Source organism: Pseudomonas sp. NEEL19 (genome assembly GCF_028751975.1).
Taxonomy (GTDB): domain Bacteria; phylum Pseudomonadota; class Gammaproteobacteria; order Pseudomonadales; family Pseudomonadaceae; genus Aquipseudomonas; species Aquipseudomonas juntendi.
On the sequence record NZ_CP081491.1, the window covers coordinates 2,378,681 to 2,395,876 of the forward strand.

The following is a 17,196-nucleotide window of genomic DNA, read 5'->3' on the forward strand; positions in this document are numbered from 1 at the left end:
AACAAGAGTACTCCCCATGACTGCGGATTCTTCCCTGCCCAACCCCCGTACCGCCTGGCTGGTGGCCGCGCTGCTGGCCCTGCTGATGCTGGTCAACTTTCTCGACAAGGTGGTCATCGGCCTGGTAGCGGTGCCGATGAGCGCCGAACTGGGCCTGACGGCTACCGAGTTCGGCCTGATCGGCGGCGCCTTGCACTGGTTCTTCGCGATCTCCGCCGTGGTCGGTGGCTTCATGGCCAACCGGCGCCCCACCCGCACCTTGCTGCTGGGCATGGGCCTGTTCTGGGCGCTGATCCAGCTGCCCATGCTGTTCGCCACCTCACTGTGGGCCATCGTTGCCTGCCGGGTGCTGCTGGGCATCGGTGAGGGGCCGGCATCGCCGGTGGCCACCCATGCACTGTACAAGTGGTTCCCCAACGACCGGCGCAACCTGCCAGTGGCCCTGCTGCATGCCGGCAGTGCCATGGGGCTGCTGGTGGCAGGGGCGATGATCCCCTGGGTCAGCCTGCATTACGGCTGGCGGACCAATTTCATCATCCTGGCGCTGATCGGCCTGCTGTGGAGCCTGCTGTGGTGGCGGCTGGGCCAGGAGGGCACCCTCGAGCGCCTGCGCGCCAGCCAGCTCAAGGCCGATGAACCGGCTATTCCCTATCGCCGGCTGCTGGGGGACCCCAGCGTGCTGGGCAACTACCTGTGCCACTTTGCCGCCAACTGGTCGTTGGCGCTCACGCTGACCTGGGTGCCCAGCTACCTCCAGGTTGGCCTGGGTATCGACCCGCTGCAGACCGGCCGCCTCTTCGTGATGTTCGTGGTCGTGACCACGCCGCTGAGCTTGCTACTGGCCTGGTTCTCCCAGCGCCTGATGCGTCGCCGCGTGCCGTCACGTGTGGCACGCGGCGTGTTCGTTTCAGTGTGCCTGATACTGGCTGGCCTGTTGTCGGCGTCGCTGATGCTGCCTGGCCTCAGTACAGTAGCAAGGGTTGCCGCGCTGACGCTCAGTGGGGGCCTGGCGCTGGTGATGTATTCCGTGGGCCCGGCGATGCTCGCCGAGTTCACCCCGGCGGCCCAGCGCGGCGGCATCCTCGCCATGGGCAATGGCATTGCCTCGTTGGCCGGGCTGGCAGCACCGCTGGTGACGGGCTTGCTGGTTCAAGGCGCGGGCAGCGCACACCCGGCGGGGTATGCCCAAGGCTTTCTGGTATGTGGCGCGGTGCTGGTAGTGGCCGGGCTTGTGGGGGTGGCCACGCTGAACCCGCAGCTGACCCAGCAGCGCCTGCGCGTGCCGGTTGCCGCTGGCGGGAAGGCGCGCGCTCAGACCGCTAGCTGAGCGCCGGGCATGGCCTCCAGCGGCTGCGCTTCTTTGCCGATCAATTCGCCTCGCCAGCGGCCGCTGTTGACCAGGTCGATCAGCACGCTGCGCACCAGGTCGCGCAGGCAACCGGCGGCGAACGACAGGGGCTTGTGCTGGGAGTGCGCCAGGGCAATGGTGCGGCTGATGGCCGGTTCGACGATACGCCGCGCCGCCGTGGGTTCCAGCAATGTGCTCAGTGGCGGCCAGTTGCTGATGGTCGCAGCCAGGCCCGCGCGCACCAGGCTGGCGATGCCGGGCGCCGATTGCTGTTCGTAGGCGGCGGCCAGGGGCACGGCGGCCTGCATCGCCGCTTGCTCTATGCGCCGGCGCAGGTGCAGCGTTCTGGGCGGCAGCACCAGCCGGGTGGCTGCGGCTTCGGCGAGGCTGATGGTGTCGGGGGTGCCAGGGGCTGATGCACCGACCCAGTACAGCGCCTCGGTGAAGATCGGCTCGGCCTCGACATGCTCGAGTTCTTCGGCATTGGGTACCACGCCGAAGTCCACCTTGCCCAGCTCGATGGCCTGGCCGCCTTCACGGCTGAGGCCATCCCACACGGTCAGCGTCACGCCGGGGAAGCGCTGTTCGGCGCGCCTGAGAATTTCCGGCAACAGCAGGTCGGCGGCCGTGGCCGGAATGGAGATGGCCACATGGCCCTTGGGGTCGCCGCGGCTGGATTTCAGCTCATCCTTCACCGAGTCCAGTTTCTGTACCACTTGCCGGGCCACCTCGTAGAGCTGGCGCCCGGCATCGGTCAGGGCAATGCCATCGTGCTGGCGGTCGAGCAACTGCATTTCCAGTTCACTTTCCAGCAGGCCGATCTGCCTGCTCAGCGCCGGCTGGGCAATGTAGGCGCGACGTGCAGCCGAAGAGAAGCTGCCAGCGTCGACGATGGCGATCAGATAGCGAAGCTGTTTCAAGGTCATCGGAGCGGTTCCAAGGGTATGCCGAACTGATATGGCACGTATCCGAACACGTTATTTGTGGGGGTCGGAGCGCGGCTCCTAGTATCACCCCGAAAGCGCTTGCCAAAGCAAGCCGGCCAGGACCACACAACAACAAGAGGCCAAGCCCGATGAACCCATTTGCCCTGCTGCGCAGCACCCTGTGCATCAACGCCAGCCTGCTGAGCCTGTGCGTGGCGGCCACGCCACTGCCCGTAGACTTGACGCCGGTGGGGGCCGAACGCGGGCCCAGTAGTGACGGCCGCATTCCGGCCTGGAACGGCGGCCTGCACGCGGGGCAAGTGTTGCTGACGGTCAACGGCACGCCACTGGACCCCTATGCCGATGAGCGGCCGCTGTATGTGATCAGCGCCAGCAACTACACCCAGTACCGCGAACAGTTGACCGCGGGGCAGGTGGCCTTGATGCAGCGTTATCCCAAGTCGTTTCGCCTGCCGGTGTACCCCTCGCATCGCAGTGTCGCGGTGCCGCCACGTGTCAGCGAGTGGGCCCGGCACAATGCCGCCAGCGCCCGCCTGGTCAACCACGGCAACGGCGTGGCGGGCTTCGCCGGCGTGGTGGCATTCCCCCGGCCGGGCAATGGCCTGCAGGTGTTGTGGAACCACCTCACGCGGCCGCGCAACGGCAGCTACAGCCTGGCCTCGGACAGCATTACCCCGCGTGGTGATGGCCGCTTCGCAACGATCAGCCTGCAACAGAACTTCGCCCGCCCCGACGGGCTGGAAGGCGGCCAGGCGGGCAACGTGCTGTATTACCTGAGTTACCGCATGACCGCGCCGTCGCGCCTGGCGGGCGATGCCGTGGTGCTGCACGAAACCCTCGACCAGGTGGCCCAACCGCGCCTCTCGTGGCTGTACAGCAGCAGCCAGCGGCGGGTGCGTCGCGCCCCGGCGCTGGCCTATGACAGCATCACCCCGGGCACGGCCGGCCTGCGCACCGCCGACAGCCGCGACATGTTCAACGGCGCCCCGGACCTCTACCAGTGGACCCTCGTCGGCAAGAAGGCCCTGCACGTACCGTATAACAGCTACCGTCTGGCTTCGCCGCTGCTCGGTTATGCCGCGCTGATCGGGCCTGGCCATGTCAACCCGCAACCCACACGCTACGAACTGCACCGGGTGTGGGAAGTGGTGGGCACCCTCAAGCCTGGGGCGAAGCACCTGTACGCCAGCCGCCGCTATTACCTGGACGAAGACAGCTGGGCCATCCTCGAGGCGGATTTCTTCGACCATGACGGCCGGCTGTGGCGCACCGCCCAGGCGCACAGTTACTACCACGTCATGGGCCAGGCGCTGGTCAATGCCATGGAGGCGATCTATGACCTGCGCACTGGCCGCTACCAGCTGTCTGGCCTGACCAACGAGCAGCCCAGGCCATACGTCTTCGACGTACGCACCCATGCGTCCTACTTCTCCCCCGGGGCATTGCGCAGCCAAGGGTTGCGTTGAAACAGGCCCCTCATCGCTTCCGAGCACCGTCATACCCTTTGCAAGCGCCAGGTTTAGCGCCGCTCGTCTCAGGGCGGCGCTGTTGGTTATTCAAGGGGTGACGATATTGAAACGCCCGTCAGGCTCGTCCAGCCCTGCCATGAAACGCATGAACTTGACGCGCTCACCCCTGATGGCGATATCACCCACGGTTGCTTCCTTGAGAAAGCCGGTCTGCTTCAGGGCGATGCGGTCCAGGGTCGCCTTGCTCATGTTCACTTCGACATCTGCCTGTCCATGGCGGGTGTGGTCGCGGTGGGTGAGCACCCCGTTACGCAGGGTCAAGGCGTAGTCGTCGTTCAGGTCGGTGAAGTGCCAGTTGATGGTCAGGTCCTGCTCGGCGGCCTTGGCGGCATCCACGCGCACACCCAGGTAGTCGAAGAACAGCGTCGGGGTCAGGGCGCGTATCAGGTCGTCCGCGCTGCCGCCTTTGCTGGCGGCAGGTGCCACGCCGTTGCGCAGCTCTTGCGCACCGGTCAGGTACGCGTTGCGCCAGGTGGCGTTTTCGCTCTGATAGCCCAGTTGCTCCAGGGCGTCGGCCTGCAGCTCGCGCGCGGCGCGGTTGTCGGGCTGGGCGAACACCAGGTGCCGCGTCAGCTCGGCAACCCAGCGATAATCACCGCTGCTATAGGCCTCACGGGCCAGGGTCAGCACCCGCTCGGCGCCACCCAGGGCCTTTACGTAATGCGTACCGGCTTCGCCAGGCGGCAAAGGGTCCAGGGTTGCCGGGTTGCCGTCGTAAAAGCCCATGTAGCGCTGATACACCGCCCGCACGTTATGGCTGAGCGAGCCGTAGTAGTCGCGGCTGTACCATTTGCTGGCCAGCCGGGGCGGCAAGCTGGTCAGCTCGGCGGCGATTTCGGTAGGGCCCAGGCCGCGGTTGATCAGGCGCAGGGTCTGGCTGTCGATGAAGGCGTACATGTCGCGCTGATCGGCCAGGTAGTCGCGTATCGCCGCGCTGCCCCAGGTTGGCCAGTGGTGCTGGGCAAACACCACGTCGGCCTGCTCGCCATAGCGCACCAGCGACTGGTCGAGGTAGTGCGCCCACACCTTGGCATCGCGCACCTGGGCACCGCGCAGGGTCAGCACGTTGTGCTGCACGTGAGTGGCGTTCTCGGCCATGCACAAGGCCTTGAACTGCGGAAACCACAGGTTCATTTCAGCCGGCGCCTCGGTGCCAGGGGTGAGCTGGAACTCAATGTCGACCCCGTCGATGCGCAGGGTCTCGAAGGACTGTTCGATCAGCCGGGTCGGGGCGATCAGGCTGACCGTGGCATTGGCTGGCACGCCTTTGCCGAGGCCGGCATCCACCTGGCCGCGTGGCCCGCGGGGCAGGGGCGCGCCGTACATGTACTGCGCACGGCGCTTCATTGCCGGGCCGGCCAGCACGTTTTCGCTGACGGCATGTTCGAAGAACCCTTGTGGGGCGATGACCTGTACCTTACCGGCCTTGACGTCCGCCTCGTCGACCACCCCACGTACCCCGCCGAAGTGATCGACGTGCGGGTGGGTGTAGATCACCGCCACCACCGGCCGCTGCGGGCGATGGCGCATGTACATGGCCAGCCCGGCCCGGGCGGTTTCCACCGACAGCAGCGGGTCCATCACGATCAGGCCGTGCTCGCCTTCGATCAGGGTCATGTTGGCCAGGTCCAGGCCGCGCACCTGGTAGATGCCCTCGCGGACCTTGTATAACCCGGCAAGGGTGTTGAGCTGGGCCATGCGCCACAGGCTCGGGTTGACCGTGGCCGGTGCATGGCCTGCCAGGAAGGCGTAGCGCTGCAGGTCCCAGACGGTCTTGCCGGCGGCATTGACCACGGGCTGGTCGACGGCTTCGAGCAGGCCGCGGCGGGCATTGTCGAAGTCGCTGCGGTCGTCGAAGGGCAGGCGCTGCAACCATTGCTGGTTGCTTTGGCGGGTGAACTCGCTGGCTTGCTTGGCCGGCTCGGCGGCCAGCGTTGCGTGGGGCAACGCCAGGGCCAGCAGGCAGGGCAGGGTGCGCAGGTGCATGGGGTGGTCCTTATTGTTCTGTTCTGAGGGCAAACACTCTAAGGACAGAGCTCGCTGGCGAACCAATACCACTCTTGCATGGCTCCCCATGCCCAATTGCGATGGCTTAGCCAGCACCGATGTCCATGATGCGCGCCACCAGCCAGGCCAAAGCCGGGTCGTGCTGACGATGGGCAAGGTACACCAGCTCCAGTTGGAAAGGCTGCAGGGCGAACGGCAGCTCGAACACCTGCAATGGCAGCAGCCTGGCGAAATGGCGGGCCAAGGCGGTAGGCAGCACCACGCACAGGTCGGAGCTGGCGGCCAGGTGCGCGGCCTGCAGGTAATTGGGCGTGGTGTAGACGATGCGCCGGGCCAGACCCTGTTCCCCCAGCCATTGGTCGACCATGCCACGCGTCTGGCCGCCGTGCACCCACAAGTGGCGCAGGGCGAGAAACGCCTCAAGGTCGAGTGTGCCCTGCACGTCGGGGTGGCCCTGGCGCACCGCCACGTGCAGGGTTTCGCTGCGCCAGTGGCGCCGTTCGTAGCGGGCGGGCACGTCATCGAAGCGCCCCAGCACCAGGTCGAGTTCGCCCCGGTCGAGGGCTTCGGCAGGCAGGTTGGGCGCCAGGTGCAGCACATCCACGCGCAAGTGCGGGGCCTGGGTTTGCAAGGTGGCCAGCAACTTTGGCATGCACAGCTGTTCAGCGAAATCGGTCAGAGCGATGCGCAGTTGCCGGTGGCTAAGCCTGGGGTCGAAGCGGTCACCAGCGCCAAGGGTTTGTTCGATCTGCAGCAAGGCCGCGCGAATCGGGCCTTCCAGGGCCAGGGCGCGCGGGGTGGGGCGCATGCGCCGGCCGACGCGCACCAGCAGCGGGTCGCCCAGCAGGTCGCGCAGGCGTGCCAGCGCATTGCTGACCGTCGGCTGGGTCAGTGCCAGGCGCTCGGCGGCCCGCGACACGTTCTGTTCGCGCAGCAGCATGTCCAGCACGCGCAGCAGGTTGAGGTCGAAGTTGGCAATATTCATGCAAAAAATACATGGGATGGAAAATGAGAATTTCAAAAATAGTAGGCGCCTGACTAGGGTGAGGGCAATGCCTTCACAACTCGAACCAGGAGCGTCACCCGTGAGTACCCTCTACAACATTCAGCAGGTGGCGGTGATCGGCGCCGGCACCATGGGCCGTGGCATCGTCATCAGCCTTGCCCGTGCAGGCCTTGCAGTGCAGTGGCTGGACAACGACCCCGGCGCCACCGAAGCAGGCCTGGCCATGATTGCGCAAACCTGGGCACAACAGGTTGCCAAAGGCCGCATCGCTCAGGCCGAAGCTGATGCTTGCCTGGCGCGCGTGCACCCGGTCATGGCCTATGACGACCTCGCCGCAGCCGACCTGGTGATCGAAGCGGTGTACGAGAGCCTGGCGCTCAAGCAGGCCATCTTCCGTACCCTGGACAGCACGCTCAAGGCCGACGCCATCCTGGCCAGCAACACCTCGGCGTTGGACATCGACGCCATCGCGGCGGTGACCCGCCGGCCCGAACAGGTGCTGGGGCTGCATTTCTTCAGCCCGGCCCATGTGATGAGGCTGCTGGAGGTGGTGCGCGGGGCGCGCACGTCGCCGGCGGTGCTCGACGCGGCCCAGGCCATCGGCCAGCGCATGGGCAAGGAAGTGGTGGTGGCCGGCAACTGCCCGGGTTTCATCGGCAACCGCATGCTCGCCAGCTATGTGGCCGAGGCGCGCAAGCTGCTGCTCGAAGGCGCCACGCCGCGGCAGGTGGACGGTGCGCTGCAGGCGTTCGGCATGGCCATGGGCCCGTTTCGCATGTACGACGTGGTCGGCCTCGACCTGGAGTGGCGAGCGCGCCAGCTGGCTGGTAACGGCATGGATGCGCCGCTGGTACAGGTCGACAATGCGCTGTGTGCGCTCGGGCGGTTCGGCCAGAAAAGCGGCCAGGGCTATTACCGGTATACCCCCGGCAGCCGTGAAGCCGGGCACGACCCCGAAGTCGACGCGCTGGTGCTCAAGGTCGCCCAGGACCTTGGCGTGCACCGGCGCCCGATCGACGACGAGGAAATCCGCGAACGCTGCCTGCTGGCACTGGTCAACGAAGGCGCGAAAATTCTTGAGGAAACGGTGGCGGGTTGCAGCGCTGACATCGACCGGGTGTACCTGCATGGCTATGGTTTCCCGCACCAGGCCGGCGGGCCGATGCATTGGGCCGACCAGCAGGGCCTGAGCTTGCTGCTGGCGCGGCTGGAACGCCTGCAGGGGCTGTTCGGCGAGCATTGGCGCCCGGCCGGGTTGTTGATGCGCCTGGTGGCCGAGGGCAAACGACTGGCCGACGTCCGAGGGGGCCGTGCATGAACTACCGAGCCCCCCTGCGTGACATGCACTTCGTGCTGCACGAACTGTTCGATGTGACGGCGCACTGTGCCCGCCTGGGCAATGAACTGGACCGTGAAACCATTGACGGCATACTTGAGCAGGGTGCACGTTTCGCCGGCGAGGTGGTTGCACCGCTCAATCGCCAGGGCGATGAGCAGGGCTGCCACCTGGAGCAAGGCAGCGTGCGCACGCCCGAGGGCTTTCGCCAAGCCTACCTGCACTATGTGGAGCAGGGCTGGGGTGGCATGACCGGCCCGCTGGAGCATGGTGGGCAGGGCCTGCCGCAAATGGTTGCGGCCTGCTTCCATGAGATGCTGATGGGCGCGTCGCTGTCGTTCCGGATCTATTCCGGCCTGACCGAGGGCGCCGTGCTGGCCGTGCACCGGCATGGCAGCGCAGCACTCAAGCGCGACTACCTGGGCAAGCTGGTCAGCGGCGAATGGGCCGGCACCATGTGCCTGACCGAGCCGCAGGCCGGTACCGACCTGGCGCTGCTGCGTACCCGTGCGGAGCCGCAGGGCGATGGCAGCTACCGCATCAGCGGCAGCAAGATCTTCATCAGCGGCGGCGACCAGGACCTTACCGACAACATCGTCCACCTGGTGCTGGCGCGCCTGCCGGATGCGCCGGCCGGTGTGCGTGGCATCAGCCTGTTCCTGGTGCCCAAGTTCGAATGCGCCGCAGGCGGTGGGTTGGGCCCGCGCAATGCGCTCGAATGCGGCGCACTCGAGCACAAGATGGGCATCAAGGGCGCGGCGACCTGCGTAATGAACTTCGATGGCGCGCGCGGCTGGCTGGTGGGGGAGGCCAACCAGGGCCTGGCGTGCATGTTCACCATGATGAACGACGCGCGCTTCCAGGTCGGGCTGCAGGGGCTGGGCATCGCCGAAGCAGCCTTCCAGGGTGGCTTGGCCTATGCGCGCGAGCGCCTGCAGTCGCGCAGCCTGGCAGGGCCGGTGGCGCCCGAGCGCAGTGCCGACCCGATCATCTGCCACCCTGATGTTCGGCGCATGCTGCTGACCCAGAAAACCCTCAGCGAGGGCTGCCGCATGCTGGCGGCGTTTGCCGCCCAAGCGCTGGACCTGGAGCACGGTGCCTTGCAACCCGAGTTGCAGGCGGCCGCCGGGCGCCGGGCGGCATTGCTGATTCCCATCGTCAAGGCCTTCCTCACCGATGTTGGCCAGGAGACTGCCAGCCTGGGCGTGCAGCTGTACGGTGGGCATGGCTACATCCGTGAATGGGGCATGGAGCAGCTGATGCGTGACAGCCGCATCACCCAGTTGTACGAGGGCACCAACGGCATCCAGGCGCTGGACCTGATTCGCCGCAAGCTGCTGGGCGATGGCGGCGAGCAACTGCGCCTGTTGATCGATGAGCTACTTGAAGCGGCACGCAACTGCCGCGTTGAGGCGCTGGCCGGGATGGCCCGGGTGGTCGCCCAGCGCCTGCAGGAGTGGCGCAACCTGAGCGCCGAAGTGCTGGATGCCTGCCGCTGCGACCCCCAGGAAATAGGCGCGGTGGCGGTGGATTTCCTCGCCTATTCAGGCTACGTGCTGCTGGCCGCACTGTGGCTACGGGCGGCCGAGACCGCCAGTGCGGCCTTGGCCACAGGCAGTCAGGACCGCGCCTTCTACCAGGCCAAATTGCACGCGGCTGCCTTCTACTGGCAGCGGGTATTGCCGCGCGCCACTGCCCACTGCGATGCCCTGCGCGGCGGCGCACAGTGCCTGATGAGCCTGGATGAAGCGCACTTTGCCTTTTGACCTGGCCCCGCTGTTCACCCACAAGAACAAGGAACATGAGCATGCAGCCTTTCAGTTTTGCCACCACCCCCCACCTGCTATGCGAAACCGGTGCCGCCGGGCGCCTGGCCCAGCTATGCAAACGCCGTGGCGTGCGCCGCGTGCTGATCGTGACCGACCCCGGCATCGTCAACCTGGGCATGCTAGATGACTTGCTGCCAGGCTTTACCCAAGCGCACCTGAGCGTGGCCATCTTCAGCGAGGTCAGCGCCGACCCCAGCCATGCCTGTGTGCTGTCGGCCGTGGGCCGGGCGCGGCATATCGGCGCCGAGCTGATCGTCGGTTTCGGCGGCGGCAGCTCGATGGATGTCGCCAAGCTGGTTGCGCTGCTGGCACACCCGGGCTGTGACCAGACCCTGGAGGCGGTCTATGGCATCGACCAGGCCAAAGGCCAGCGCCTGCCGCTGATTCAGGCACCGACCACCGCCGGGACCGGCTCGGAGGTCACCCCCGTCGCCGTGATCACCACCGGCGAGGCCGCCAAGCTGGCAGTGATCTCGCCGTTGTTGTTGCCTGACCTGGCGCTGCTCGACGCCGAGCGCACCCTGGGCCTGCCACCGGCGATCACGGCGGCCACGGGGATAGATGCCATGGTCCATGCCATCGAGGCCACCACCAGCCAGTTCAAGCGCAACCCGATGTCCAGCCTGTTGGCCCGGGAGGCGCTGACGCTGCTGGCAGGCAACCTCGACCAGGCAGTTCACAACGGTGGCAACCTGGCGGCGCGCCAGGCCATGCTGCTGGGTGCCTGCCTGGCCGGGCAGGCATTTGCCAACGCGCCGGTGGCAGCGGTGCATGCGCTGGCCTACCCGTTGGGGGCGCGCTACCACGTGCCGCACGGGTTGGCCAATGCACTGGTGCTGCCGCACGTGATGCGCTTCAACCGGCTGGCAGCGTTCGCCGACTATGCTGCGCTGGCCCCGGCACTGTTGGGCGAGCGCCTGGTGCCGGGCGGTCCGCATGAGTTGTGCAACCAGTTCATCGATGAGCTGGAGCAACTGGCGCCACGCTGCGGCCTGCCCAGCCGGCTGCGGGATGTCGGGGTACCGCGGCACAGCCTGCCATTGCTGGCCGAGGATGCCCTGCAACAGCAACGGTTGTTGGTCAACAACCCGCGCAAGGTCACGCTCGACGATGCCTTGGCCCTCTATGAGGCGGCGTTCTGACCATGGCCAGGGAACGCCCGCGGCGTGGCGCCTACCGCCACTTCCAGCCGATCACCACGCGGTGGCACGACAACGACCTGTATGGGCATGTGAACAACGTGGTGTATTACGGCTTTTTCGACAGTGCCGTGAACACCTGGCTGATCGAACACGCCGGCCTGGATGTTCACCACGACCCGGTGGTGGCTTACGTGGCAGGGTCTGCCTGCGACTACTTCGCCGCCGTCGCGTTCCCGCAGCGCATCGAGGTGGGCATTGCCGTCGAGCGGTTGGGCAGCAGTTCGGTGCATTACGCCCTGGCCGTGTTCGCCGAGGGCGAGCCCCAGGCCTGCGCCGCTGGCCGCTTCACCCATGTGTTCGTCGATCGCCGCAACAACCGCCCGGTCGCGATTCCCGCCAGATTACGCAGTGCCTTCGCCCGCCTGCTGCCGGTTTAGTTGCGCGCCGTTGCCCTTGGGCCATAACGAAGCGGCATGGCATTGATCCGAACACGCTATTTGTGAGCGTAATCAGCCCTCCCTGATACTGCCCGTCACCGACACCGCCGGCCTTGGCAGCCGGCGTGTCCGCGCTGAACCCATCATTTTCCTCATTACTAGAACAACAAGAGGTCAAGCGTGAGCGCACTCCTTCCAACCTGCCGGCGCCAGGCGCCGCTGGCGGCCCTGTGCTGCCTGCTCGCAACCCCGGTTGCGGGCGTTCAATTCGACGTTGGGCCGCTGCAAGGGCGTTTCGATTCGGCCCTGTCATTGAGCACCGCCGTCAGCACTGCCAACCCCGACAAGCAGCAGCTGCAGGCCGCCAATGGCAATGACGGGCGACGCAACTACCGGTCGGGTGACGTTTTTTCGGTGCTGTTCAAAGGCACCCATGACCTGGAGGTGCGTCGCGGTAACCTGGGTGTATTCCTGCGGGGCAGCTATTGGTACGACACTGCGCAGCGCGACCACAGCCAGCGGGCCGTCGACATCGACGACCGCAACCGCCTGGTCTCGGCGAAAACCGCAGGGGCGGAGCTGCTTGATGCCTTCGCCTACGGCCTTTATGACATTGCGGGTGAGCCCGGTTCGCTGCGTGTGGGCAAACAGGTGGTCAACTGGGGGGAAAGCTTGTTCATCCAGGGCGGGCTGAACGTGATCAACCCATTCAACCAGGCGGCGCTGCGCCGGCCGGGCGCAGAAGTGAAGGACGCCCTGGCACCGGTCAACCTGCTGTATGTCACGCAGAACCTCAACCAGGCGGTGTCTTTCGACGCCTTTTATCAGTTGGACTGGGAGCAGACCCGGCTGGAAAACTGCGCAACGTTCTTTTCCGGCAACGACTTCATGCCCGAAGGCTGCCAGGGCCTGGATGTCGGCGGGCAGGCGCTGACCAACCCGGCCGTGTCGCAGGCCCTGGCGCCGTTCGGTGTGACGCTGACGGCGGAGGGCGTACGCGTGCCGCGAGGCGCCGACCAGGATGCGCGCGACGGTGGCCAATGGGGGGTGTCGTTGCACTGGTACGTGGAACCTCTGGATACCGAGTTCGGCCTGTTCGCGGCCAATTACCACAGCCGCTCGCCCTACCTGGGCACGGTCAGCAGCCGCTATTACGCCAATACGGGCTTTGCCCGTGAACTGTGCGGCAACATCGGCGTGGCGCTGGCCAGTTGCGGCGCGTTCATGGCGTCCGGCAACGGGCAGACCCTGGCTGGCGCGCTGCGCATGGGTACCTCGCAGTACCAGGCGCAGTACCCCGAGGACATCCGCCTGTACGGTCTGACCTTCGCCACCACCTTGCGCAACGGCGCCGCCGTGCAGGGTGAACTGAGCTACCGCCCGAACATGCCGGTGCAGCTCAACGGCAACGATGTGCTGCAGTCATTGCTCAATGCCCCTGGCCGCAGCCCGCTCAACGCCGACGGCCTGCGCCCGGCGACAGGCTACACCCCGTTCGACGGTTATCGGCGCAAGGAGGTGACCCAGGCTCAGGTATCAGTGGTGCAGGCATTCAGCCAGGTCATGGGCGCGAACCAGTTGCTGCTGATGGGCGAGGTTGGGGCGACCTATGTCGGCGGGCTGGAGGGACGGTTCGGGCCGCGTTATGGCCGTTCCGGTGCCTACGGCAACGGCGAGCTGGCCGACAACAGCCTGTGCCTGGCGATTTCGAAGAGCCCGGGCGACTGCAACAACGAGGGCTTCGTCACCGCCTTTGCCTGGGGTTACCGCCTGCGGGCGACCTGGAGCTACCCCAACCTGGTCCAGGGCCTGGACATTCGCCCAGGCCTGGCCTGGGCCCACGATGTCAGGGGCTTTTCGCCGGCCGACAGTTCGGCTTTCAACGAAGGCTCGCGCTCGATCAGCTTGGGCGTGGACGTCAGCCTGGCTAGCCAGTACTGGGCCGGCCTGGCCTATACCGCTTACCTCGACGGCGATTATGGCACCCGCGGCGACCGCGATTATGTGGCGTTCAGCGTGGGCGCCAACTTCTAGAGCAGCCTGGCGGCAAACACTGTGCTCGACGGCTTCAGACTGCAGCCCGCCTGAACTGCTCGATCGTAGCGATCAGGCGTTCTGGCTGGTTGTAGAGGTCTGGCCCGCTGAAGGCATGCATGCGCTGGTCGAGCTCGACCAGCAACAGCGGCACACCATTTGCGCCCGCTTTGCGCATCAGTGCCTGCGCTTCGGTGAAGCGGGCCGAGGTTTGGCTGGCCAGTTGCTGTTGCCGGGTAAGCGCCGTGAGCAGTGCCTGCGCATCGGCCGTGAAACCCTCCTGGCCCAGGAAGTCGGCAGTGCAGGCCGCCACTACCTCGGGCGACGAGGTATCAAGGCCATCCACGTAGCGCGCTGTTTGCAGGGCCGCGTACAGCTTTGGCTCCAGCGCCTTGCCGTACCCTCGGGCCAGGGTAAGCGCACGGCTGACCGGCAGTGAGTCGAACCGCAGCGAGCGGTCACCGAGAATCTGCTTGAAATACAACTCGCTGAAGGGCTGGCCGGTGAGTGAAGCGATTCGCAAGTCATTGGCCCGGGCGAAGTGGGCAAACTCAGCGTTTATCTGCCGTGCACCTGGCCCTGCGAAAAGCCCTGTCGGGTGCATCTCCAGCTCATCGGCGAAGCGCTCTGCCAGGTGCCTCAGCGTGTCGGCGCTGGCATAGCACCAACCACAGAGCGGGTCGAACAGAAAGTGCAATTTCATAGCGGCCATCATCAGGCTCCTTGAATGTGATGGCGCCAGACTATTCGATTGGTATGCGCGGAAATAGGCGATTACAGCGCACAGATTATTGCGCAAACCGGGCAAATGCGGTTCGAAAACCTGCCTGCCGCAGCCGAGCCTTTTCCCGAAAACGGTGCACGGCTTCGGCCGCCCCAGCCCCCTGCTGAGCAGCGCCGCACCGTGGCTGAACTTTTTCCGGCGTTGATGGCTCTGAGCCATTCCCACAGCGCATCGTGCGCTGCGGCGTCTCAGAGACCCTGTCATGTTTTCCGATGAATTCCTGGTTGCTTATGTCGTGGTCGAGGTGGTGCTGGTCGTGGCGGCTTTTGCTATCGGCGTTCACTTGACCGAGCGCTAGGGCATACAAAAGCTGCGTGATCGATGGTTTTTTCGGAACTATCCATCTGCATCCTGTATGGTGCCGGTTTAAGGCTTCGAAAGTGGGTTGGCTTCGCGCTCAATGTCATTCAGCAAGCACTACAGGCAGCTTGATCTGCAGTCCACTATGCTCTCAGGCAGCATGGACTGGTTGGTTTTATCAGCGCAATGTCGACCGAAATCGGGATATGTATGACTGTACAGCAGCGTAATAATGTACATATCGAGGGTGACGGCCCGGCTACCCTGATTCTGTCTCACGGTTTCGGCTGCGACCAGTCGATGTGGAAGGCGTTGTCGCCGCATTTCATTCCACACATGCGTGTCATCACCTACGACCTGGTCGGTGCTGGGCAGTCCGATCTCGCTGCCTACGACAGAGCGAAATACTCGACCCTGTTGGGCTATGCCGATGACCTGAACGCAATCATCGATGATTTCGGCCAGGGCCCGGTCATTATTGCGGGGCATTCGGTCAGTGCCATGATCGGTGTGCTGGCCGAGCTACGGCAGCCAGGCAGAATCGCGGGGCTGGTGTTGATCGGGGGGTCGCCTTGTTACATCGACTCGGACGGTTACAACGGCGGCTTTAGCCAGGAGGATGTGCTGGGGCTGCTGTCGATGATCGATGAGAATTACCTGGGCTGGTCCAGCACCATGGCGCCTGTGCTGATGGGTGCGTCGGGTGAGCCCGCGATGCAGGAAGAGTTGGTCAGCAGCTTCCGTCGCACCAACGCGGAGATCGCCCGGCATTTCGCCCGCGTGATCTTCTTGTCCGACCACCGCGAGGATGTGAAAGGCTTGAATGTGCCGACGCTGATCCTGCAGAGCAGAGTGGACCCGGTAGTTCCGGTGGCCGTGGGCGAGTACCTGGAAAGGGTGATGCCCAGCAGCCAGCTTGTACTGGTGGACAACATGGGCCATTACCCGCAGCTCAGCGCCTCCAGCGCCTGCGCCGCGGCCATGGACGGGTTTTTCGCCCGCCTGGGGCTGGGCCGTGAATGATCCGACCGTGATGTTCGACGCGTCTTACTTCGAGCATGCGCCTTGCGGCCTGGTCGTCATGGAGGCGGACGGCACACTGCTGCGCTGCAACGCCACCTTTGGCAACTGGCTGGGGTATGACGTAGCGCAGTTGAAACAGCGCAGTTTCGATCAGTTGCTGACCACCGTGGGCCGTACCTTCCAGCTTACCCACTGGGGGCCTTTGCTGAACTTGCAGGGCTCGATTTCCGAGGTGAAGGTCGGCCTGCGTCACCGCGATGGTCACGTGGTGGCCATGCTGCTCAATGCCGTGCGCCGTGAAACCGCTGAAGGGGTTCGCTTTCAGCTGGCCTTGTTCAGTACCAGCGAGCGTGATCGTAACGAGCACACGGTGTTTCAGGCCATGCAGCGGGCCGAGGAACTGCTGGCGCAAAAAATCAGCGCCGAGCATGCCCTGCAGCGCGCGCAGGACGACCTGGCCCTGGCCTACGCCGAGGCCCAGCGGCGTGCGCTACTGGCCGAACAGATGGTGGCGGTTGCCAGCCATGATTTGAAAAACCCCATGACCGCTATCCGGATGGCCACCGAACTGCTGGGGCGTGATGCGCAGGGCGAGCGGGCCCGGCGCCTGTTGGGCAGCATCAACACATCGGCCGAGCGCGCGCAGCGCATGATCGTCGACCTGCTGGATTTCGCCTCGGTCAGGCTAGGCCAGGGCATCAGTATCAAGCGTCAGCGAGTCGACCTGTTGCGGGTGGTGGATCAATGTGTCAGCGAGCTGAGGATCACCTTCTGCCACGCCAGTATTCGCCATCTTTCCCGCGGGCAGGCCATGTTCGAAGTGGATCAGGACAGGCTGCAGCAAATGATCGGCAACCTGGTCGCCAATAGCGTTGCCTACGGTGACTTGCGCCAGCCGATTACGGTGACCACTGACTGTTTCGCGGACAGCGTGCTGATCAGTGTGCACAACCACGGCCCCGCCATCGCCGAAGCAGTGATACCCACCTTGTACGAGCCAATGACGCGGGGCAGCGACCGCCAGGAAGGGCTGCGGTCCATCGGCCTTGGTCTGTTCATTGTCAAGGAAGTTGCCCACGCCCACGGCGGGCAGATCTCCATGACCTCCAATGCCGTGTACGGCACTACCTTCATGGTTCAGTTGTACAAGGAGCGCCCGGCCACCGAGGCGTAGTCACTTCTGACCTGTCAGTTTTTCCGAGTGAGACTCGGTAGTATGATGGCGCAAGGACAATTAAAAAGGCGGCTTACCTGGTAGTACGTTCTCGGTTTCTCGTGGGGGGAACAGGAGCGTGTCGCATGATGAAATTCCAATCGCTGGCAGGCGCTGTGTGGTTGGGGTGAGTACCCTGTTGTTGGCAGGTTGTGCCCATGATGGTGATGTGCGTGACAGTCATGACTGTCGCTCTGCTGTGCTCGAAAGCTTGATTGACCACGCGCTTTGAGCTCAAAGGGTAAGCGCGACGCGGCTTGT

At 65.1% G+C, this 17,196-nt stretch carries 13 protein-coding genes; 9 read left to right on the forward strand and 4 right to left on the reverse strand.

The genetic code is table 11. The features are described from left to right. Positions 1-16 precede the first annotated feature (16 nt). Positions 17-1,327 (forward strand): MFS transporter, encoded by a 1,311-nt coding sequence (locus K4A76_RS10695; protein WP_161892558.1) that lies wholly within the window; start codon positions 17-19, stop codon positions 1,325-1,327. On the opposite strand, the gene K4A76_RS10700 is transcribed toward K4A76_RS10695, so the two are convergent. Then, a complete protein-coding gene (locus tag K4A76_RS10700; RefSeq protein WP_110678356.1) occupies positions 1,312-2,274 on the reverse strand; it encodes a LysR family transcriptional regulator in 963 nt (320 codons plus the stop codon). The genes K4A76_RS10695 and K4A76_RS10700 overlap by 16 nt on opposite strands. Positions 2,275-2,423: 149 nt before the next feature. Here K4A76_RS10700 and K4A76_RS10705 point away from each other — a divergent pair, with 149 nt between their 5' ends. After that, positions 2,424-3,761: a DUF1329 domain-containing protein gene (locus tag K4A76_RS10705; protein WP_274412139.1), complete on the forward strand. Its 1,338-nt coding sequence runs from the start codon at positions 2,424-2,426 to the stop codon at positions 3,759-3,761. A gap of 90 nt (positions 3,762-3,851) precedes the next feature. Here K4A76_RS10705 and K4A76_RS10710 read toward each other — a convergent pair whose 3' ends face one another. Together K4A76_RS10710 and K4A76_RS10715 are read right to left on the reverse strand one after the other, a co-directional pair. Next, positions 3,852-5,810: an alkyl/aryl-sulfatase gene (locus K4A76_RS10710; RefSeq protein ID WP_212624061.1), complete on the reverse strand. Its 1,959-nt coding sequence runs from the start codon at positions 5,808-5,810 to the stop codon at positions 3,852-3,854. A gap of 106 nt (positions 5,811-5,916) precedes the next feature. Then, complete coding sequence (locus tag K4A76_RS10715) at positions 5,917-6,816, reverse strand: LysR family transcriptional regulator (RefSeq protein ID WP_110678362.1); 900 nt, start codon at positions 6,814-6,816, stop codon at positions 5,917-5,919. Between the two features lie 67 nt (positions 6,817-6,883). Here K4A76_RS10715 and K4A76_RS10720 point away from each other — a divergent pair, with 67 nt between their 5' ends. The 5 genes from K4A76_RS10720 to K4A76_RS10740 all read left to right on the forward strand — a co-directional run bounded on the left by K4A76_RS10720 (position 6,884) and on the right by K4A76_RS10740 (position 13,615). Continuing rightward, on the forward strand, positions 6,884-8,155 hold the full coding sequence (locus tag K4A76_RS10720; protein ID WP_443218416.1) for a 3-hydroxyacyl-CoA dehydrogenase NAD-binding domain-containing protein: 1,272 nt from the start codon (positions 6,884-6,886) through the stop codon (positions 8,153-8,155). After that, entirely contained in the window at positions 8,152-9,939 is a 1,788-nt protein-coding gene (locus K4A76_RS10725) for an acyl-CoA dehydrogenase C-terminal domain-containing protein (RefSeq protein ID WP_274412141.1), read from the forward strand. Before K4A76_RS10720 ends, K4A76_RS10725 begins: the two co-directional genes overlap by 4 nt. 41 nt (positions 9,940-9,980) lie before the next feature. Next, positions 9,981-11,144 carry an iron-containing alcohol dehydrogenase gene (locus tag K4A76_RS10730; RefSeq protein WP_274412142.1) on the forward strand — a complete coding sequence of 388 codons (1,164 nt, stop codon included), beginning with the start codon at positions 9,981-9,983 and terminating at the stop codon, positions 11,142-11,144. Positions 11,145-11,146: 2 nt separating this feature from the next. After that, positions 11,147-11,581, forward strand: a complete 435-nt coding sequence (locus K4A76_RS10735; protein ID WP_161892553.1) for an acyl-CoA thioesterase — start codon at positions 11,147-11,149, stop codon at positions 11,579-11,581. A 180-nt stretch (positions 11,582-11,761) separates the two neighbouring features. Next, complete coding sequence (locus tag K4A76_RS10740; RefSeq protein WP_110678372.1) at positions 11,762-13,615, forward strand: DUF1302 domain-containing protein; 1,854 nt, start codon at positions 11,762-11,764, stop codon at positions 13,613-13,615. Between the two features lie 34 nt (positions 13,616-13,649). Here the strand turns inward: K4A76_RS10740 and K4A76_RS10745 are convergent, their stop codons facing one another. Then, positions 13,650-14,327 (reverse strand): DsbA family protein, encoded by a 678-nt coding sequence (locus K4A76_RS10745; RefSeq protein ID WP_274412143.1) that lies wholly within the window; start codon positions 14,325-14,327, stop codon positions 13,650-13,652. Between the two features lie 582 nt (positions 14,328-14,909). Between K4A76_RS10745 and K4A76_RS10750 the strand changes: the two genes are divergently transcribed. Together K4A76_RS10750 and K4A76_RS10755 are read left to right on the forward strand one after the other, a co-directional pair. Further along, entirely contained in the window at positions 14,910-15,722 is an 813-nt protein-coding gene (locus tag K4A76_RS10750) for an alpha/beta fold hydrolase (protein ID WP_110678376.1), read from the forward strand. 10 nt (positions 15,723-15,732) lie between these two features. Further along, positions 15,733-16,896, forward strand: a complete 1,164-nt coding sequence (locus K4A76_RS10755) for a PAS domain-containing sensor histidine kinase (protein ID WP_274412284.1) — start codon at positions 15,733-15,735, stop codon at positions 16,894-16,896. Positions 16,897-17,196: the final 300 nt, after the last annotated feature.

Coding starts and splice junctions, on each gene's coding strand:
- K4A76_RS10705 (WP_274412139.1), top strand. CDS start 2,424: ATGAACCCATTTGCCCTGCTGCGCAGCACCCTGTGCATCAACGCCAGC.
- K4A76_RS10700 (WP_110678356.1), bottom strand. CDS start 2,274: ATGACCTTGAAACAGCTTCGCTATCTGATCGCCATCGTCGACGCTGGC.
- K4A76_RS10710 (WP_212624061.1), bottom strand. CDS start 5,810: ATGCACCTGCGCACCCTGCCCTGCCTGCTGGCCCTGGCGTTGCCCCAC.
- K4A76_RS10750 (WP_110678376.1), top strand. CDS start 14,910: ATGACTGTACAGCAGCGTAATAATGTACATATCGAGGGTGACGGCCCG.
- K4A76_RS10755 (WP_274412284.1), top strand. CDS start 15,733: ATGTTCGACGCGTCTTACTTCGAGCATGCGCCTTGCGGCCTGGTCGTC.
- K4A76_RS10725 (WP_274412141.1), top strand. CDS start 8,152: ATGAACTACCGAGCCCCCCTGCGTGACATGCACTTCGTGCTGCACGAA.
- K4A76_RS10720 (WP_443218416.1), top strand. CDS start 6,884: ATGCCTTCACAACTCGAACCAGGAGCGTCACCCGTGAGTACCCTCTAC.
- K4A76_RS10730 (WP_274412142.1), top strand. CDS start 9,981: ATGCAGCCTTTCAGTTTTGCCACCACCCCCCACCTGCTATGCGAAACC.
- K4A76_RS10695 (WP_161892558.1), top strand. CDS start 17: ATGACTGCGGATTCTTCCCTGCCCAACCCCCGTACCGCCTGGCTGGTG.
- K4A76_RS10745 (WP_274412143.1), bottom strand. CDS start 14,327: ATGGCCGCTATGAAATTGCACTTTCTGTTCGACCCGCTCTGTGGTTGG.
- K4A76_RS10715 (WP_110678362.1), bottom strand. CDS start 6,816: ATGAATATTGCCAACTTCGACCTCAACCTGCTGCGCGTGCTGGACATG.
- K4A76_RS10735 (WP_161892553.1), top strand. CDS start 11,147: ATGGCCAGGGAACGCCCGCGGCGTGGCGCCTACCGCCACTTCCAGCCG.